This window comes from Streptomonospora nanhaiensis, from assembly GCF_026642255.1.
GTDB classification, from domain to species: Bacteria; Actinomycetota; Actinomycetes; order Streptosporangiales; family Streptosporangiaceae; genus Nocardiopsis; species Nocardiopsis tropica.
Window position 1 is genome coordinate 7,099,267 of the sequence record NZ_CP113264.1, and the last position, 16,654, is coordinate 7,115,920.

13 protein-coding genes are annotated in these 16,654 nt (G+C 73.6%); 7 read left to right on the forward strand and 6 right to left on the reverse strand.

What is annotated here, in order from left to right; all coding sequences use genetic code 11:
• Window positions 1-430: 430 nt before the first annotated feature.
• The gene (locus OUQ99_RS30705) at window positions 431-2,017 is read left to right on the forward strand and encodes an LCP family protein (RefSeq protein ID WP_267947241.1); all 1,587 of its coding nucleotides are present in this window, start codon (window positions 431-433) and stop codon (window positions 2,015-2,017) included.
• Between the two features lie 407 nt (window positions 2,018-2,424).
• Here OUQ99_RS30705 and OUQ99_RS30710 read toward each other — a convergent pair whose 3' ends face one another.
• Window positions 2,425-3,486, reverse strand: coding sequence for a hypothetical protein (locus OUQ99_RS30710; protein WP_267947242.1), 1,062 nt, complete (start codon window positions 3,484-3,486; stop codon window positions 2,425-2,427).
• A gap of 352 nt (window positions 3,487-3,838) precedes the next feature.
• A complete protein-coding gene (locus OUQ99_RS30715; RefSeq protein WP_267947243.1) occupies window positions 3,839-4,666 on the reverse strand; it encodes a hypothetical protein in 828 nt (275 codons plus the stop codon).
• A gap of 322 nt (window positions 4,667-4,988) precedes the next feature.
• Between OUQ99_RS30715 and OUQ99_RS30720 the strand changes: the two genes are divergently transcribed.
• Window positions 4,989-6,731, forward strand: coding sequence for a sensor histidine kinase (locus OUQ99_RS30720; protein WP_267947244.1), 1,743 nt, complete (start codon window positions 4,989-4,991; stop codon window positions 6,729-6,731).
• A gap of 226 nt (window positions 6,732-6,957) precedes the next feature.
• Here the strand turns inward: OUQ99_RS30720 and OUQ99_RS30725 are convergent, their stop codons facing one another.
• From OUQ99_RS30725 to OUQ99_RS30735, 3 genes are all read right to left on the reverse strand, one after another.
• Window positions 6,958-7,629: a response regulator gene (locus OUQ99_RS30725; RefSeq protein ID WP_267947245.1), complete on the reverse strand. Its 672-nt coding sequence runs from the start codon at window positions 7,627-7,629 to the stop codon at window positions 6,958-6,960.
• Between the two features lie 252 nt (window positions 7,630-7,881).
• The gene (locus OUQ99_RS30730) at window positions 7,882-9,396 is read right to left on the reverse strand and encodes an amidase (RefSeq protein WP_267947246.1); all 1,515 of its coding nucleotides are present in this window, start codon (window positions 9,394-9,396) and stop codon (window positions 7,882-7,884) included.
• Between the two features lie 30 nt (window positions 9,397-9,426).
• Window positions 9,427-10,452, reverse strand: coding sequence for a D-2-hydroxyacid dehydrogenase (locus tag OUQ99_RS30735; protein WP_267947247.1), 1,026 nt, complete (start codon window positions 10,450-10,452; stop codon window positions 9,427-9,429).
• 321 nt (window positions 10,453-10,773) lie between these two features.
• Between OUQ99_RS30735 and OUQ99_RS30740 the strand changes: the two genes are divergently transcribed.
• The 4 genes from OUQ99_RS30740 (at window position 10,774) to OUQ99_RS30755 (ending at window position 13,692) form a co-directional block, all read left to right on the forward strand.
• Entirely contained in the window at window positions 10,774-11,256 is a 483-nt protein-coding gene (locus OUQ99_RS30740) for a DUF3830 family protein (protein ID WP_267950573.1), read from the forward strand.
• An 89-nt stretch (window positions 11,257-11,345) separates the two neighbouring features.
• On the forward strand, window positions 11,346-12,146 hold the full coding sequence (locus OUQ99_RS30745; protein ID WP_267947248.1) for a maleate cis-trans isomerase family protein: 801 nt from the start codon (window positions 11,346-11,348) through the stop codon (window positions 12,144-12,146).
• A gap of 34 nt (window positions 12,147-12,180) precedes the next feature.
• On the forward strand, window positions 12,181-12,933 hold the full coding sequence (locus tag OUQ99_RS30750) for a maleate cis-trans isomerase family protein (protein WP_267947249.1): 753 nt from the start codon (window positions 12,181-12,183) through the stop codon (window positions 12,931-12,933).
• Between the two features lie 60 nt (window positions 12,934-12,993).
• Window positions 12,994-13,692 carry a GntR family transcriptional regulator gene (locus OUQ99_RS30755; protein WP_267947250.1) on the forward strand — a complete coding sequence of 233 codons (699 nt, stop codon included), beginning with the start codon at window positions 12,994-12,996 and terminating at the stop codon, window positions 13,690-13,692.
• Between the two features lie 73 nt (window positions 13,693-13,765).
• Here OUQ99_RS30755 and OUQ99_RS30760 read toward each other — a convergent pair whose 3' ends face one another.
• Complete coding sequence (locus OUQ99_RS30760) at window positions 13,766-15,229, reverse strand: NAD-dependent succinate-semialdehyde dehydrogenase (RefSeq protein ID WP_267947251.1); 1,464 nt, start codon at window positions 15,227-15,229, stop codon at window positions 13,766-13,768.
• A 161-nt stretch (window positions 15,230-15,390) separates the two neighbouring features.
• Between OUQ99_RS30760 and OUQ99_RS30765 the strand changes: the two genes are divergently transcribed.
• The gene (locus OUQ99_RS30765) at window positions 15,391-16,647 is read left to right on the forward strand and encodes an aspartate aminotransferase family protein (protein ID WP_267947252.1); all 1,257 of its coding nucleotides are present in this window, start codon (window positions 15,391-15,393) and stop codon (window positions 16,645-16,647) included.
• Window positions 16,648-16,654: the final 7 nt, after the last annotated feature.

The following is a 16,654-nucleotide window of genomic DNA, read 5'->3' on the forward strand; positions in this document are numbered from 1 at the left end:
ATCGTTGCGTGTGATCCCACCGTGAGGCTCTGATCCTCCGTGCACACGGCGGGTCAGAAGTGATTCTTGCGGGCACAGATGAGAAAGTCGGGCGCAAGGCGCCAGCAGGCCATCACCCGACGAAGGAATTGTGCTGCGCAATTGTGGTCAGTAGCCCCGCTCGCGGACAACCCGAGCGCGCAAACGAAGAGAACTTCACCTAGGATCTCTGCCACACGCGGGTTTCCGTGTCGTCGGCCGCGTCCCTCCCACGGTCCGGCCGATGCCCCGTGGGCCGCACCCGGACGCCCGGGCTGCCCCGGGCTGCTCGACCACCCGCCCCAGTGTCCCGCGCGACCTCCGCCCTCCCCCAGACACGGACTCGTGGCCTTTCGGTCCCCTGTCCGACCGTTGGCACGTCCCGCTGTCCGAACTCACCGAGATTGCAACGATGCCCGCTGACGAGAACTCCTCCGCCGGTCCCGGCGCGGACAAGACCCCAGACGAGACACCCGAGAAGACACCCGGCTCGGACCCCGGCCCCGGAGCGGAGCCCTCCGCGGCCGGGCGGCCCGGAGCGGACGGGACCGAGGAGGCCGGCGACGACGGGGTGAACGCGCCGGCGTCCGCCGACCCGGCCCCGGGCGGCCCGGGGGGCGACGAGCGCTCCGGCGACGAGGGCGTCCCCGGGGCTGCCGCCGCCGAGGCGGGCGCGGAGGCCCCGGAGGCGTCGGAGGGGCCCGGCGGAGCCGGGGCCCCCGCCGCCCCGGACGGCGACGGCGCCCCCGACGGTGACAGTGCCCCCGACGGCGGAGGCGCCGGAGGGGACGGCGCGGAGACCGCGCCCTCCCCTCCCCCCGGCCCGCGCGGGCGCCGCCGGGGCCGCCGGATCGCCGTGTGGACCGCGGCCGTCCTCGCCGTCCTCCTGGTGGCCGGGGTCGCCTCGGCCTACGGCTACTACCACTTCCTGCGCTCGGGCATGGTCCGGCACGACCTGGACACGGCGCTCAAGGAGGAGGAGCGGCCCGACAAGATCAGCGACGCCGTCAACATCCTCTTCATGGGTTCCGACGGCTACGAGGAGGGCTCCACCGCGTACAGCCAGGAGTTCGAGGGCGAGCGCTCGGACTCGATCATGCTGGCCCACATCTCCCCCGAGAACCGGGTCTCCGTGATCAGCTTCCCCCGGGACTCACTGGTCGAACTCCCCCAGTGCGACGCCTACGGCAACACCGAGGGCACGTACGGCTACTTCGGGATGGTCAACGCGGCCATGTACCACGGCGGCCCGCCGTGCGTGGTCCGCACCATCGAGTCGCTGACCGACATCCGCATCGACCACTTCGTGCACCTGAGCTTCATGAGCTTCCGGGACGTCGTCGACGCCATCGGCGGCGTCGACATCTGCATCCCCGAGCCGATGAGCGACCGCCGGTCCCGGCTCGACCTCGACGCGGGGCAGCAGACGCTCAACGGCGACCAGGCCCTGTCCTTCGTCCGCGCCCGCTACGAGATCGGCGACGGCGGCGACATCGGCCGCATCGACCGGCAGCAGATGTTCCTCGCCGCCCTGGCCGACCAGGTGACCAGCAGCGACGTCATGACCAGCCCGACCAAGCTCAACGGCATCCTCCAGGCGGTGGCACAGCACAGCGCCACGGACCAGGAGCTCACACTCGACCGGATGCTCTCGATCGCCGTCACCATGGCCGACGCGGACCTGTCCGACATCGAGTTCCACACCGTGCCCTGGTACCAGGCGCCCTTCGACGCCAACCGGGTCATGTGGCACGAGCAGGAGTCCGCGGAGCTGTTCGCCGCGGTGCGGGAGGACCGGCCCCTGCCCGCCCTGCTCGCGGCCGACGACGCGCCCGCGCCGCAGGAACCGCCGGGCGCCTCCCCCACCCCCGTGGACGCGGCCTCGGCGAGCGACGCCCCGGACGCCGCCGAGTCGGCCCGGCCCGGCGGGGGGCGTGACGCCACGTCCAACCCGTGCGCCGACGGCCTGGGCTTCGGCACCGGCGAGGAAGAGGAGTAGGAACCCGTCCGGGACCGCCTCCGCGTGGGGACGGACCGGACGGACGCCAGGAAGCGGCCCCCGGGCCGGTGGGACGCACGGTCCGCACCGGCCCGGGGGCCGCTCCGCTTTCGGGTCGGGGACCGGCCCGCCGCGGGGCGGTTCCGCGCCCCGGGCACGGTCCCCTCCGTCCCGGACGGCCCGGGGCGCTCCCGCGGGGTCCCGTCCCCGGACGGGGCGTGGCCCCGGACGACGAGCGTCCGGGGCCACGGTCGGCACCTCGTGCGGCGGGGACACGCCCTGTCCCGCCGGTACGCGCCGCGGAACCCCCACAGTCCCCTCGGCGCCTCGGTCGGCGGGACGGTCCCGCGCGCCGCCCGAGGCCCCGTGCGCCCGCCACGACCGGCGGGCGCACGTTCCGGAAGAGGTCAGACGGCGCCGGAGGGCAGCAGGCCGGTCACCTGGCCGGCGTCGAAGGTCGGCTGCCCCAGCTCGGGCAGGCCCCGCACCCCGACCAGGTCGTTGCCCAGCGCGTCCTCGCGGACCAGGCCGGTCACGGCGTCGGTCGTCTCGGGGGCGGCGAGGGGCAGCACCTCGCCGGGGGCGGGCAGTTCGGGCAGGCCCAGGTCCCCCGCGGACAGCGCGGTCTGCGGCAGGGTGGAGGCCGCCAGGTCGGCGGTGCCCGCCAGGTCGACGGGCAGGGCCTCGGCCGCGCCGCCGGTCGCCTCCGTCCCGGCCATGGGCAGCGCCACGTCGTCGGACAGGACCAGGTCGGCGATCAGGTCGGCCTTGCCGCCGGTCAGGTCGGTGTTCTCACCGCTGAAGGGGCCGGTCGGGGAGTCCGCGGCGGCCATGGGGAGGGTCGCCCCCCGGCCCGGGAGGGGGGCGTCGAGGCCGTGCAGACCGCTCCCGACCTCGTGGACGCCCTGCTCCGCGGTCGCACCGACCTCGGAGACGGCCGCGCCGACCGTCTCCGCCGGCCCCCGGACGGGCAGCGTCGAGGCCCCGTGGCCCTGCGGCAGGGTGCCGCCGCCCAGGCCCAGCCCCTCCAGGACGCCGAGGCCTCCGACCAGGTCGGCCACCGGGTCCGAGCCCTGGCTCAGCGGCAGGGACCCGGTCGCGGCGCCCAGGTCGAGCGGGCCGACGTTCGCGGAGTTCTTCTCGTCCCCCTCCAGGGGCGCCGAGACGTTGTCACCGACGACGTGTCCGACCACGTCCCGGGGGGCGGTCTGCCGGGGGGCGGACTGCTGCTGGACGTCGGGCTGGGCGGAGATCTTCCCGGGCTGGACCTTGACCAGGTCGCCCAGGGGGGTCGAGACGCCCTCGGTCAGCTGTGCGGGCACCCGGCTGCCGAGGTCGCCGAGCTGGAGCCCGTCCGTGACGCCGCCGAGGGTGTCCGCCCCGGCGACTCCGGCCCCGAGGGCGACGAAGCCGGCGGTGCCGGCGGCCACCAGCAGGGTCTTGGCGGTGGTGCGGGCGGTGGTGAACATGTGTGAGTCCTTCCGAGGTGGTGCGCGGTTGTCAGGGGGGACGGCGGGGCGGGTGTCGTGTCCCGCCGTCCGTGGCTCCGCTCCCCCGCGGGGGAGGGGCGCCGTGCGGTTCGAGCTCTCCGGCCGGGGAGCCCGGCGCGCCTGGAGGGCGCGCGGCGCTCTGCCGGTCGTCAGTCGTGGGTCTGGCTGGCCGACGGCTGACGTGAACCCCGCTGTCGGGAAGCGTGGCTCACGTCAACCCCCAGAGAGTTCCGGGTTCGTCGCTCACCGTGATGGCGTGGGAGCGGCCCGGGGCTGGGAAGGGCGTGCCGAGAGGAAGGTCGCCGGACGTGCCGGACGTGGGGCCGCGCCGCTAGTCGGGCGAGAAGGTCGGCTCGTCGGCGGACTCGGCGGGCGCCGAGCGCAGGACGTGCCGGGCGGCCTGGAACAGGCCGGGGGACGGGGCCGGGGCCCCGTGCGCGGTCAGGTAGCCCGCGACGAGTGCGCCGCCGGCTGTGCCCGCCCCACCGGGGACGGAGGGCGCGGCGGCCGTGGCGGAGGCCGACGGGGCGTCGTGCCCGACGGGTGCGGCGGGCGTCCCGTCGGCACGGTCGGCGTCCTGTCCCGTCCCGGGGACCGGGTGGGCGGACGGGGACGGCGGGTGGGCCTCGTACACCGGGGGCACGACGTCGTCCTCGACGGCTTCGGCCGTCCTGCCGGGGGCTCCGCCGTCGGACCCGGCTCCGGGCCGCTGCCCGTCCGCCGGGGGCGTCGGCACGGCCTCCTCCTGGAGGCGCCGCTCCACGGGGACCGTGACCCCGTCGACGGTGTCGCGGACCTGCCGGGCGACGTCGGCTCCCCCGTCCTGCGCCCCGGGGGCGACCGCCGCGGAGGCGTCGGACACCACCTGCGCGGTGCCCTCCCCGAGCGCGGCGACGGTTCCGGCCAGCGGCGCGCGGAGCGCGGTCGGCGCGATCGGGGCGTACTCCCCGGTATGCGCCTCGGCGGTGGTTCCGGCCTGGTAGACCAGGGTGGTGGCCAGGGAGTGCTCGTCCGCCCGCGCCGCGTCGGACGCCGCCGTCCAGGTGGCGACCATGAGGCCGCAGAGGAGGGCGGCGAGCAGCAGCGCGCGCCGGACCGGCGCGGGAAGCACGGCGGTACGGGCGCCGGAGGCGCTCGTGGAGCCGTGGATTCCAGTCACCGGGGTTCCTTCCACCGTGGGACTCGGGGGCCGACGCGCGAGGGCGGGCCGGTGCCGGGAGCGGTGCCGGGGGCGGCACGGTCCGGGCCGTCGTACGCGAGGTCGGCAAGACCTTCGTGCGTCGACTGACCGCGACGTTAGCATGAATTACACGACCGGAGCCCCGAATCCACAGGAATTCCCACCCTCCCGAACAGGCTTCTGAGCAGCCAGATGTGGCAAACCGGGGAAAAACCAACGACAATTCACACATAACGCCCGAGGAAAAGCGCGCATTGCCAACAGAGACCGTCCGACCGGCCCTGCGGAGGTTGACGAACACATGACCGAGAGCCCCCAGAGCCACCCCCTGTCCGCCCGGAGCCTGGACGACCTGCTGACCGAGGTGCACTCCCTGGACTCCCGCCTGTCCGCCCAGGGGCGGGTGCGCTCGCTGCTCCAGGCGGTCCTCTCCATCGGCGGCGACCTGGACCTGGCCACCGTCCTGCGCAGGCTCACCGAGGCCGCGGCGCAGCTCGCCGGGGCCCGGTACGCCGGCCTCGGCGTGGTCGACGAGGAGGGCGGGTTCAGCGAGTTCATCCCGGTCGGCATCAGCAAGGAGCAGGCCGAGCGGATCAACCGGTTCCCGCACGGCCGCGGGGTCCTGGCCGCCCCTCTGCACCGGCGCGCCGCGCTGCGCCTCGCGGACCTGCGGGACCATCCCGAGTTCGGCGGATTCCCCGAGGGGCACCCGCAGATGGCGAGCTTCCTCGGCGTGCCCATCCAGGTGCGGGACGAGGTGTTCGGCAACCTGTACCTCACCGAGAAGGCCAACGGCGGGGAGTTCGACGAGGAGGACGAGGCGATGGTCTCCGCCCTGGCCACGGCTGCCGGGGTCGCCATCGAGAACGCGCGCCTCTACGAGGAGGCGCGGCTGCGCGAGCGGTGGCTGGAGGCCTCCACGGAGATCACCACGCGCCTGCTCTCGGGGGCCGACACCGAGGAGGTCCTCGCCCACCTGGCAGCCCAGGCCCGGGAGATCGGCGGGGCGGACACGGCCGTGGTGATGCTGCCCGACCCGCGCGCCCGCGGCCACCTGTTCGCGGAGATCGCGGACGGCCCCATCGCGCAGGAGATCCTGGGGACGCCCGTCGAGATCCACGACTCCGCGTGCGGGGCGGTCTACGAGACGGGGGAGGCGAGGGCCGTCCCGGACCTGCGCCAGGCGAACTGCCCGATGCTCACCCACCGCGGCTACGGCCCGGGCCTGCTGGTACCGCTGGGGACCCCCGGCCACACGCGCGGGGTGCTGCTGCTGGGCAAGCTGTCCGACCGGGCCCCGTTCACCGCGACCATACGCCGCATGCTGCACTCGTTCTCGGTCCAGGCCGGGGTCGCCCTCGAACTCGCCGAGGCGCGGCGGGACACCGAGCGCCTGGTGGTGCTGGAGGAGCGCGACCGGATCGCCAAGGACCTGCACGACGTGGTGATCCAGCGCCTGTTCGCGTCGGCGATGACGCTGATGAGCACGATGCGGCTGATCGCCTCCCCCGAGGTGGAGGAGCGGGTGCGGCGCACCGTCGACGAGCTCGACGGCACCATCCGGGAGATCCGTTCGACGATCTTCGCGCTGCAGAACCCGCCGAGCCGCCGCGACACCTCGTTGCGCGGGCGCATCCTGAGACTGGCGGAGAACACCGCCCACAGCCTGGGATGCCACCCGGGGGTGAGCCTGGACGGGCCGATCGACGCGTCCGTGCCGGACGACGTGGGGGAGCACCTGCTGGCGGTGCTCGGCGAGGGGCTGACCAACGTGGCGAGGCACGCGGGAGCCACGGAGGTCCACGTCTCGGTGGCGGTCGAGGAGGACCCGGCCGCCGGCGGGTCCGCCGCGCTCACCCTGACGGTGACCGACAACGGCGTCGGCCTGCCCCCGGAGGGGCGGCGGAGCGGGCTGCGCAACCTGGACCAGAGGGCCCGGGCGCTGGGCGGCGGGTTCACGGCCGAGCGCGGTGAGACCGGTGGGACCGTGCTGGTGTGGAGGGTGCCGGTCCCCGGCGGCGCACTGCCCCCGGAAGAGTTCTGACCCGTCCCGGGGCCCGGGGGCGCCGCCCCGGTCCGGGGCGGCACGGGCCGCCGCGGGGCCGCCCTAGGGCGTGTTCCGCGGACACTCGCCCTGCTGCGCGTCGCCCCGGCACGCCCCTCGCGGCGTTCTCATCTGTCGACAGGACCCCACCCTGACTCCTTCTTCGGCCTTGCGATGAACGCACCGGATGCGCCGCTCGCGACGGACAGCATCCACGGAACACGCCCTAGTAGCGCCGGCCCCTCAGCTCGGCGACGAGGACGGCGGCCTGGGTGCGGCGCTTCAGGTCCAGCTTGGAGAGCAGGGCGGACACGTAGTTCTTGACGGTCTTCTCGGCGAGGTACAGGCGCTCGCCGATCTGCCGGTTGGTCATGCCCTCGCCGATGAGGTCGAGGATCTGCCGCTCCTGCGGGGTGAGCTCGGCCAGGGGGTCCGGCTCCGCCTGGGCCCCGCGCAGCCGTTCGAGCATCGCGCCGGTGCTGCCGGAGTCCAGCAGCGAGCCGCCCGAGGCGACGGTGCGCACGGCCCCGACCAGGTCCGCGCCGTGGATCTGCTTGAGGACGTATCCCGCCGCCCCGGCCATGACCGCGTCGTACAGGGCGTCCTCGTCCGCGAACGAGGTCAGCATCAGACAGGCGATCTCCGGGTGGTCCGACCGGATCTCGCGGCAGACCTGCACGCCCGATCCGCCGGGGAGCCGCACATCGAGGACCGCGACGTCGGGGACGACGACCGGGATGCGGGCCAGCGCCTGCTCGGCGGTTCCGGCCTCGCCGACGACGGACATGTCCTCCTCGGTCTCCAGGAGGGCGGCGACGCCGCGGCGGACCACCTCGTGGTCGTCCACCAGGAACACCCTGATCCGCTTCCGAGCACCCTCGGTTCCACCGCCCGTCATCGACCCATCCCCATCCCTGCGCCACCGTTCGTCGGACACCGCTCCGAGGAAGACGGTAATACCTGAGGGGACCCTCGCGCGGGCCCTTAGGCACTGAACTCCCCGGGCAAAGGTCCCGGAAAGGGATATTTCATCCTGCTCGTGGAGCAAAGCACCTGTTCAAGGCCGGTGCGCCTGCGGCCGCGGAGATTCGGCGACATGTTGGCCGCCGCGTCCCCGCGGCCCGCTCCCGGGACCGTTCCGGGCGCGCGCTCACGGCCTCCGGCCGGCCCAGGGCCGGGCGAGCTCGAACGCGCGGCAGGCGGCCAGCACGCGGGCGTCGGCGTGGCGGGGTCCGACCACCTGGAGCCCCACCGGCAGCCCTGCCCCCGTGAACCCGCACGGCACGCTCGCGGCGGGCTGCTGCGTCATGTTGAACGGGTAGCTGAACCCCGCCCAGGACGTCCACCGCTCCCCCGCCAGGTGCGGCGGCGACTCCAGGCCGGCCTCGAACGCCGCGATCGGCGTGGCCGGCGTGATCAGGAGGTCGTAGGAGGTGTGGAAGCGCCCCATCCGCGCGCCCATCTCCATGCGCAGCGCCATCGCGGTGAGGTAGTCCTGCGCCGAGTAGGTCAGGCCCTCCTCGATGATGCCGCGCAGCCCCGGGTCGAGGAGGTCGCGCTGCCGTTCGGTGAGCTTCTCCGTGGCCTTCGCGGCCCCCGAGTACCAGAGCACGTGGAACTCGTCCAGGGACCCGGGGAGGCCGGGGTCGGCCTCCTCCACCCGGGCGCCCAGCGACTCGAACACCGCGGCGGCGCCGGCGACCGCCCGCGCCACCTCGGGGTCCACGTCCAGTCCGCCCAGGGTGGGGCTGTACGCGATCCTCATGCCCCGCACCAGCTCCCCGGGGTCGGTGCTGCGGCGCACGTCGCCCAGGCCGGGCTCCGGGGTCGGCATCGCCATCCAGTCGCGCGCGTCGAAGCCGGACACGACCTCCAGCATCAGCGCCGTGTCGCCCACCGTGCGGGCCATCGGGCCCGTGTGGGCGAGCGACCCGAACGGGCTGGCCGGGTAGTGGGGGACCAGCCCCCAGGTGGGCTTGATGCCGCAGATCCCGCTGAAGCTCGCCGGGATGCGGATCGAACCGCCCCCGTCCGTGCCGGTGGCCAGCGGCCCCATCCCCGCCGCGACGGCGGCGGCGGAACCGCCGCTGGAGCCGCCCGGGGTGGTGGACAGGTCCCACGGGTTGCGGGTGACCCCGGCGAGGGGGCTGTCGGTGACGCCCTTCCAGGCGAGTTCGGGGGTGGTCGTCTTGCCGACGAACACGGCCCCGTTCTCACGCAGGCGCGCGACCACCGGGGAGTCCTCCTCCCACGGCCCGTCCTGGGGACTGGTGACCGACCCCTTGAGCGTGGGCCAGCCCCGGGTGAGGTGGATGTCCTTGACCGACGTGGGCACGCCGTCCAGCGCCCCGTCCGGCCGTCCGCGGCGCCACCGCTCCGCGGACGCGGCGGCGGCCTCGCGCGCCTCCTCCGGCCTGACGAGGCAGAACGCGTTGAGGGCCGGGTTGTCCCGCTCGATGCGCTCCAGGACGGCGTCGACGGCCTCCACCGGGGAGAGCTCTCCGGCGGCGTAGGCCGCGAGGAGCTGTTCGGCGGACAGGTCGGCCGGGGACGGGGAGCCGCCGCGCGCGGCGGCCGGCCCGGGGGCGTGCGAGGCCCCTCCCCCCGGAGCCCCGGATTCCGCTCCAGCGTCGTCGGTCTCGGCCCGGTCGGAACGGATCGTCACTTCAGCCTCCCAAGTCACACCACATGCGGGTCAGCCGGGCACGTAGCCACGGCTCTTGTCGACGACGTTGAGCAGCTCTCGTCCGTCGAGGTAGCGGTCGAGGTTGTCGAGGAACAGGTCCATGAGGTCGTCGCGCCAGCCGACGACGTCACCGGACATGTGCGGCGAGACGACCGAGCCGGGCAGTCCCCAGAGCGGGGAGACCGCCTTGAGCGGTTCGCGCCGGAACACGTCCAGCGCGGCTCCGGCGATGACCCCGGCGTCGAGGGCCGCGGCGAGGTCGGACTCCACCACGATGGGGCCGCGCGCCACGTTGAGCAGTCGGGCCGAGGGCTTCATCAGCTCCAGGAAGCGCCGGTCGACCAGGTCCCGGGTGGCGTCGGTGAGCGGCGCCGCGATCACCACGTAGTCGGCGCGGGGCAGCTCGCCCAGGAGGGTGGGGCCGCCGTCCGCGCCGCTCTCGGCCAGGCTGGACTCGACGACGGCGCCGAAGTCGGGATCGCCCTCGCGGGCGCGGCTGCCGGAGGCGCGCACCTCCATGCCGACCGCCGAGAGCTTGCGGGCGATGCGGCGGCCGATCGGGCCGGTGCCGACCACGAGGGCGCGGCTGCCCGACACGCGCTCGGTCTCGCGGTGCTCCCAGCGGTGCTCGCGCTGGAGGTCCCAGGTCCGGTGGAAGTCCTTGGCGAAGGCGATCACCTGGCCGAGCACGTACTCGGCGATGTGCTCGTCGAAGATCCCGCGCGAGTTCGTGACCACGACGCCGCTGTCGACCAGGCCGGGGAACATCAGGTTGTCCACGCCGGTGGTCGCGGCGTGGACCCACTCCAGGGAGTCGGCCCCGGCCCAGGCGGAGGCGAGTGCCTCCGTGAACAGGTCCCACACGAGCAGCGCCCGCGTTCCGGGCAGCTTGGCCGGGAGCTCCTCGGCGGTGGCGTAGTCGACCCCCTCCAGGCGCGGGTCGCCGTCCACCCGTGCGTGTCCGGGCGGCAGGACGCCCCCGTGCAGGACGAGGAGCCTCGGTCGGTGGGGCGCGGAAGGGACGGAACTGTTCACGGGCGTGCGCTCTCCGGTCGGCGGCGATGGTTCAGAGAGGTCTTCTGCGGTGGGGAGGATCGCCCTGCACGGGAAACGCTAGGGAGCTGACATAGGATTGTCAACAATCCACAAAGCGGTCGTTCCCACCGGATACCGGCCTCTCTCACATCACATCCGACCAGGCATGCCCCATCCGCACCAGTCGGGTCTATTGCCGCGCCGGTCTTGTTGATCGTAAGATTGTCGACAATCAACAGTCCTGTTGTCCGGAGTGTTCCAGCCGGTCCCCGGCCGAAGGTCCGGGCAGACGCCGAAGGGACTCACCCATTGCCCAGGTACATGACCGTCACCCTGCCCGCCCGCGGGGTCTCCTGCGTGGCCGAGCTCCTCGACGAGGACGCGCCGCGCACCTGCGAGGCCGTGTGGAACGCCCTCCCCCAGGGAGACGCCGTCCAGCACGCCAAGTACGCGCGCAACGAGGTCTACACGATGGTGCCGAGGTTCGCCGAGGTCGAGCCCGGCCAGGAGAACCCCACCGTCACCCCGATCCCCGGCGACATCGTCTACTTCTCCTTCGACGGCGGCATGCTCGACCGCGCGTTCAAGGAGGACAAGGGGATCGGCGACCTGCCCGGCGTCATCGACCTCGCCCTGTTCTACGGCCGCAACAACCTCCTGCTCAACGGCGACGTCGGCTGGGTGCCCGGCAACGTGTTCGCCACCGTCGTCGAGAACCTGCCCGCCATGGCCGAGGCCTGCAACGACGTCTGGCGCTCCGGAAGCGTCGGCGAACGGCTCCTGTACGAACGACTGGAGCGCTGAGCGCCCCGCGGGGCCGCACGGCCCCCCGTCCCGGCGCGACCCGCGCATCCGAGAAGACACGACAACACATCCCGGGAGGTGAGTGACCGATGCGTACCGAGGGGAACCACACGAGCGGCACCGGCGCGGAGCACGGCGTCGTCGAACTGGCCGCGACCACGCGGACGCCATGGCAGTCGGGGGTCGGCGTCATCGCGCCCTACGACTTCGCGCTCGACCGCGAACTGTGGCGCTGGACGCCGGACGACGTCTCACTGCACGTCACACGGCTGCCGTACGTCCACGTGCCCGTGACGGTCGACCAGGCCGCGGCCCTGTCCCGCGAGGAAAACGTCGACCCGGCCGTCAGGGCCCTGCTCGCCCCCGAACCGCTGGCCATCGGCTACGCCTGCGCCTCCGGGAGCTTCGTGCACGGGGCCGAGGGGCAGCGGCGCCTCCACCGGACCATGGTGGACGCCGGGGCGCCCGCCGCCGTCACCACCTCCGGGGCCCTCATCCAGGCCCTCGACGCGCTCGGGGCCGACCGGATCGCCGTCGTCACGCCCTACGTGGACAGCGTGACCGACCGGCTCCTGGCCTACCTCGCCGAGCACTCGGTCGGGGTGACCTCCAGCATCGGCCTCGGCCTGCTCAGCCACATCTGGAGGGTCACCTACGAGGAGGTGTCCCAGGCGGTGCACGCGGTGGACCGCCCCGACGCCCAGGCGGTCTTCATCAGCTGCACCAACGTGCTCACCTACGACATCATCGCGCCGCTCGAACGCGAGCTCGGCAAACCGGTGATCGCCGCCAACCAGGTGACCATGTGGGCGGTGATGAAGGCCGCGAACCGGCAGGCCGTGGCCCGGGGACAGAGCCTGATCGACGTGGCCGCGCCGAGCGCGGCATGACACGCCCGGGCCGACCGCACAGGAAGGAGAGCCCATGACACGCGTCGGATTCCTCTATCCCGGATTCAGCGCCGAGGACGACTACAAGGCCTTCGAGGAGCTGCTCGGAGGGGACGTCGAGCTGCCGCTGGTGCACACCCTCATGCGTGAGGACGCGCACCGCGTGGACGCCCTGCTCGACGTCGGCGGCGAGGACGTGCTCGCCGAGGGCGCCCGCGAACTGGCCGCGATGGAGGTGGACTCCGCGGTGTGGGCGTGCACGAGCGGGAGCTTCGTCTTCGGCTGGGAGGGCGCCGGGAAGCAGGTCGAGGGGGTGCGCCGGGCCGCCGGGGTGCCGTCCTCGAGCACGTCCTTCGCGTTCGTGCACGCCCTGAGCCAGCTGCGGATCTCCAGGGTGGCGATCGCCGCCACCTACCCCGACGACGTCGCCCAGCGGTTCGTGGAGTTCCTCACGGAGGCCGGGGTGACGGTGCTCTCCCTGGCCAGCCACGGCATCGCGACCGCCGCGGAGGTCGGCCGGCTGGGCCCGGACGACGCCGTGGACTTCGTCATCTCCAACGACCACACGCGGGCCGACGCCGTCCTGGTGCCGGACACCGCCCTGCACAGCGCCCACCTCATCGAGCCCATGGAGGCGCTGCTCGGCAAGACCGTGCTCACCGCCAACCAGGTGAGCGTGTGGGAGGGGCTCCGGCTCGCCGGGGCGGACACCGTGCGGCCGAGCGGGCCCGGAACCCTGTTCCGGGTGGGCGCCGGTGCGGTCAGGAGCGCCCTGCCGGCCCGTTAGCCTCGACCTCGTCGCCCGACAACATCCCCTGTGTCCCGTTTCTCGAGAGGAGGGCGGACCATGCCCGCCCCTGGCCGACTCAGCCCCGTCCCACGTCGCTCCACCGCCGAACTGATCGCCGACCAGCTCCGGTCCGCGATCATGTACGGCTCCCTCGCCCCGGGGGACCAGCTCGGCGAGGCGGAGCTGGCCGGGCAGCTGGGCGTGAGCCGCGGCCCCCTGCGCGAGGCGATGCAGCGCCTCGTCCAGGAGGGGCTGCTGCGCAGCGAACGGCACAGGGGCCTGTTCGTGCGGGAGCTCACCCAGGCCGACGTCCGCGACGTCTACGTGGCCAGGCTGGCGGTCGAGAGGACCGCGTGCGAGCTGATCATGCGGGGCAACCGGGGTGAGGCGGTCGCCCGCCTCACCCCGGCCGTGGAACGGCTCGCCCTGGCCGCCGCGGGGGGCGACCGGAACGCGATGAGCGACGCGGACCAGGCGTTCCACCAGACCCTCGTGAGCTGTGCGGGCAACAGCCGCCTGGAGCGCATGTCGCAGACCCTGCTGGTGGAGACCCGCATGTGCCTGACGGTGATGCAGCACGTCTACCCCGAGCCGGGCGAACTCCTGGAGGAGCACCACCGCATCCTCGACGCCATCGCCGACGGCGCCGAGGACCGGCTGCTCGCGCTGATCGAGTCGCACATGGTGGACACGGTCCAGCGCATCCACGACGGTTTCCCGTCGCCGCCGGAGGCCGCGCCGGGGGCCGGGGTCTAGGCCGGGGCCTGCGGGCCCCGGTCCCGGGGCGCGGACCCCCGCGCCCCCGCGTGGGACGCGGGACCCCGCCCGGTCAGATCCCGCCGATGCCCACGTACTTGGTGTCCAGGAACTCGTCGATGCCCACGCGGCCGCCCTCGCGGCCCAGGCCGGAGTGCTTCACCCCGCCGAAGGGCGCCGCCGGGTTGGAGACCACTCCCTGGTTGAGGCCGACCATGCCGGTCTCCAACGCCTCGCTGACCCGCAGCGCCCGGTTGAGGTCCCGGGTGTAGAGGTAGCTGACCAGGCCGAACTCGGTGTCGTTGGCCGCCCGTACCGCCTCCTCCTCGGTCTCGAAGGTGAGCACCGGGGCCACCGGTCCGAAGATCTCCGTCGTGGACAGCTCGCTGGCGAAGGGGACGTTCGCGAGCACGGTCGGCCGGTAGAAGTGCCCGGGGCCGTCGCCGGGGCCGCCGCCGACCAGCACGCTCGCACCGCGTCCGACCGCGTCGTCCACCAGGCGCTGCACCTTGTCGCGGGCCTTGTCGTCGATGAGCGGGCCCACCTCGACGCCCTCGTCCAGCCCCCGCCCCATGCGCAGCGCACCCATGCGGGCGCTGAGGCGCTCCGAGAACTCCTCGGCGATCCCCGACTGCGCGTAGATGCGGTTGGCGGCCGTGCACGCCTCACCGATGTTGCGCATCTTGGCGAGCATCGCCCCGTCGACGGCCGCGTCCAGGTCGGCGTCGTCGAAGACGAGGAAGGGCGCGTTGCCGCCCAGCTCCATGGACGTGCGCAGGACCTGTCCGGCGCTCTGCTCCAGGAGCTTCCTGCCCACAGCGGTCGAACCCGTGAAGGAGAGCTTGCGAATGCGTCCGTCGCCCAGCAGGGGCTCGGTGACCGCTCCGGGGTCCGTGGTGGGCAGGACGCTGAGAACCCCCTCCGGCAGCCCGGCCTCGGTCAGGACGCCCGCGAGGGCGAGGGCCGACAGGGGGGTCTGGTGGGCGGGCTTGAGGACCATCGTGCACCCGGCCGCGATAGCGGGCCCGATCTTGCGCGTGCCCATCGCCATGGGGAAGTTCCACGGGGTGATGAGCATGCAGGGCCCGACGGGCTGCCGCATGATGAGGAAGCGCGCCTTGCCGTCCGGCGACGTGGAGAACCCGCCCTCGATGCGGACGGCCTCCTCCGCGAACCAGCGGAAGAACTCCGCCGCGTAGGCGATCTCCCCCTTGGCCTCGGCCAGCGGCTTGCCCATCTCCAGGGTCATCAGGACGGCGAGGTCCTCCTGGCGCTCCATGAGGAGCCCGTACGCCCGGTACAGGATCTCGCTGCGCTCCCTGGGAGCCGTCCGCGCCCAGGAGGGCTGGGCCCGGTGCGCCGCGTCGAGCGCGGCGAGGGCGTCCTCCTTCCCGGCGTCCGCGACCGCGCAGAGCACCTCGCGGGTCGAGGGGTCCTCCACCTCGAAGGTGGCCCCGGAGTCCGCGTCGCGCCACTCCCCTCCGACGAAGAGCCTCTTGTCCACCTGCGCGACGACCCGTGCTTCCTGGTCCGACATGTTCACTACTCCCCGGTCGACGGGCCCACCCGTTTCGGTCGGCCTGTGGTCAGAACTGCCCGACGTGCGCCCACTGGACACCGCCACTGCACGGATGTTTCCATAGCAGTGTCGATTGTCAACAATCCTACGGAACCCGAACCACGGAATCGAGGCCACGCATGGCGGAGCTCTCCCCGGTCCTCAAGCAGGCGACACCCGTAGTCGCGGCGCGAGGAGAGGGTGTCTACATCTACGACGAGGACGACCGCCGCTATCTCGACTTCACCGCGGGCATCGGTGTGACCAGCACCGGGCACTGCCACCCCCGGGTCGTCGCCGCCGCGCAGGAGCAGGTGGCGACCCTCATCCACGGCCAGTACACCACCGTGATGCACCGCCCCCTGCTGCGACTCACCGAGCGCCTCGGCGAGGTCCTGCCCGAGGGCGTCGACCGCCTGTTCTACGTGAACTCCGGCAGCGAGGCCGTGGAGGCCGCGCTCCGGCTGGCCCGCCAGGCGACCGGCCGGCAGAACGCCGTCGTCTTCCAGGGCTCGTTCCACGGCCGCACCATGGGGGCCGCCTCCCTGACCACGTCCGGGGTCAAGATCCGCGCCGGCATCGGCCCGCTGGTGCCCGGCGTGGTCGTGTCCCCCTTCCCGTACGCCTACCGGCTGGGCCTGTCCGAGTCCGACGCGGTCGCCCACGCCCTGCGCGAGCTGGACTACCTGTTCACGACGGTGACCTCCCCGCAGGACACGGCGGCGGTGTTCATCGAGCCCGTGCTCGGCGAGGGCGGCTACGTGCCCGTACCGGACGCGTTCCTGCAGGGGCTGCGTGAGCGCGCCGACAAGCACGGGTTCCTGCTGGTCGCCGACGAGGTGCAGACCGGGTTCGGCCGGACCGGGACGTTCTGGGGCCACGAGCCCTCGGGCATCCGCCCCGACATCGTCATCACCGCAAAGGGGCTGGCCAGCGGGTTCCCGCTGTCGGCCATCGCGGCGCCCGCCCAGATCATGGAGAAGGCGTGGCCCGGCTCCCAGGGCGGCACCTACGGGGGCAACGCGGTGTCCTGCGCGGCCGCCCTCGCCACCCTGGACGTGATCCAGGAGGAGGGCCTGGTGGAGAACTCCGCCCGCATGGGCGAGAGGCTGCGCCAGGGCCTGGAGAAGGTGGCCGGGGCCAACGAGGTGATCGGCGACGTGCGCGGCCGGGGCCTGATGCTCGCCAACGAGTTCACCGCCCCGGACGGCTCGCCCGACGCCGCGACGGCGCTGCGCGCCCAGCAGGCGGCCTCGCGCAACGGGCTCCTGCTGCTCACCTGCGGCCCGGCGGGCAACGTCGTGCGGATGATCCCGCCGCTGATCGTCGACGGCGACCAGGTCGACACGGCCGTCTCCCTGTGGGCGGCCTCCGTCGAGGAGGCCGTCTCCTCCTGACCGGCCG

Bases quoted from the DNA above. Each gene is read 5' to 3' on its own strand.
- OUQ99_RS30720 (WP_267947244.1), top strand. From the start codon at position 4,989: ATGACCGAGAGCCCCCAGAGCCACCCCCTGTCCGCCCGGAGCCTGGAC.
- OUQ99_RS30760 (WP_267947251.1), bottom strand. From the start codon at position 15,229: ATGTCGGACCAGGAAGCACGGGTCGTCGCGCAGGTGGACAAGAGGCTC.
- OUQ99_RS30705 (WP_267947241.1), top strand. From the start codon at position 431: ATGCCCGCTGACGAGAACTCCTCCGCCGGTCCCGGCGCGGACAAGACC.
- OUQ99_RS30765 (WP_267947252.1), top strand. From the start codon at position 15,391: ATGGCGGAGCTCTCCCCGGTCCTCAAGCAGGCGACACCCGTAGTCGCG.
- OUQ99_RS30725 (WP_267947245.1), bottom strand. From the start codon at position 7,629: ATGACGGGCGGTGGAACCGAGGGTGCTCGGAAGCGGATCAGGGTGTTC.
- OUQ99_RS30745 (WP_267947248.1), top strand. From the start codon at position 11,346: ATGCGTACCGAGGGGAACCACACGAGCGGCACCGGCGCGGAGCACGGC.
- OUQ99_RS30740 (WP_267950573.1), top strand. From the start codon at position 10,774: ATGACCGTCACCCTGCCCGCCCGCGGGGTCTCCTGCGTGGCCGAGCTC.
- OUQ99_RS30710 (WP_267947242.1), bottom strand. From the start codon at position 3,486: ATGTTCACCACCGCCCGCACCACCGCCAAGACCCTGCTGGTGGCCGCC.
- OUQ99_RS30750 (WP_267947249.1), top strand. From the start codon at position 12,181: ATGACACGCGTCGGATTCCTCTATCCCGGATTCAGCGCCGAGGACGAC.
- OUQ99_RS30755 (WP_267947250.1), top strand. From the start codon at position 12,994: ATGCCCGCCCCTGGCCGACTCAGCCCCGTCCCACGTCGCTCCACCGCC.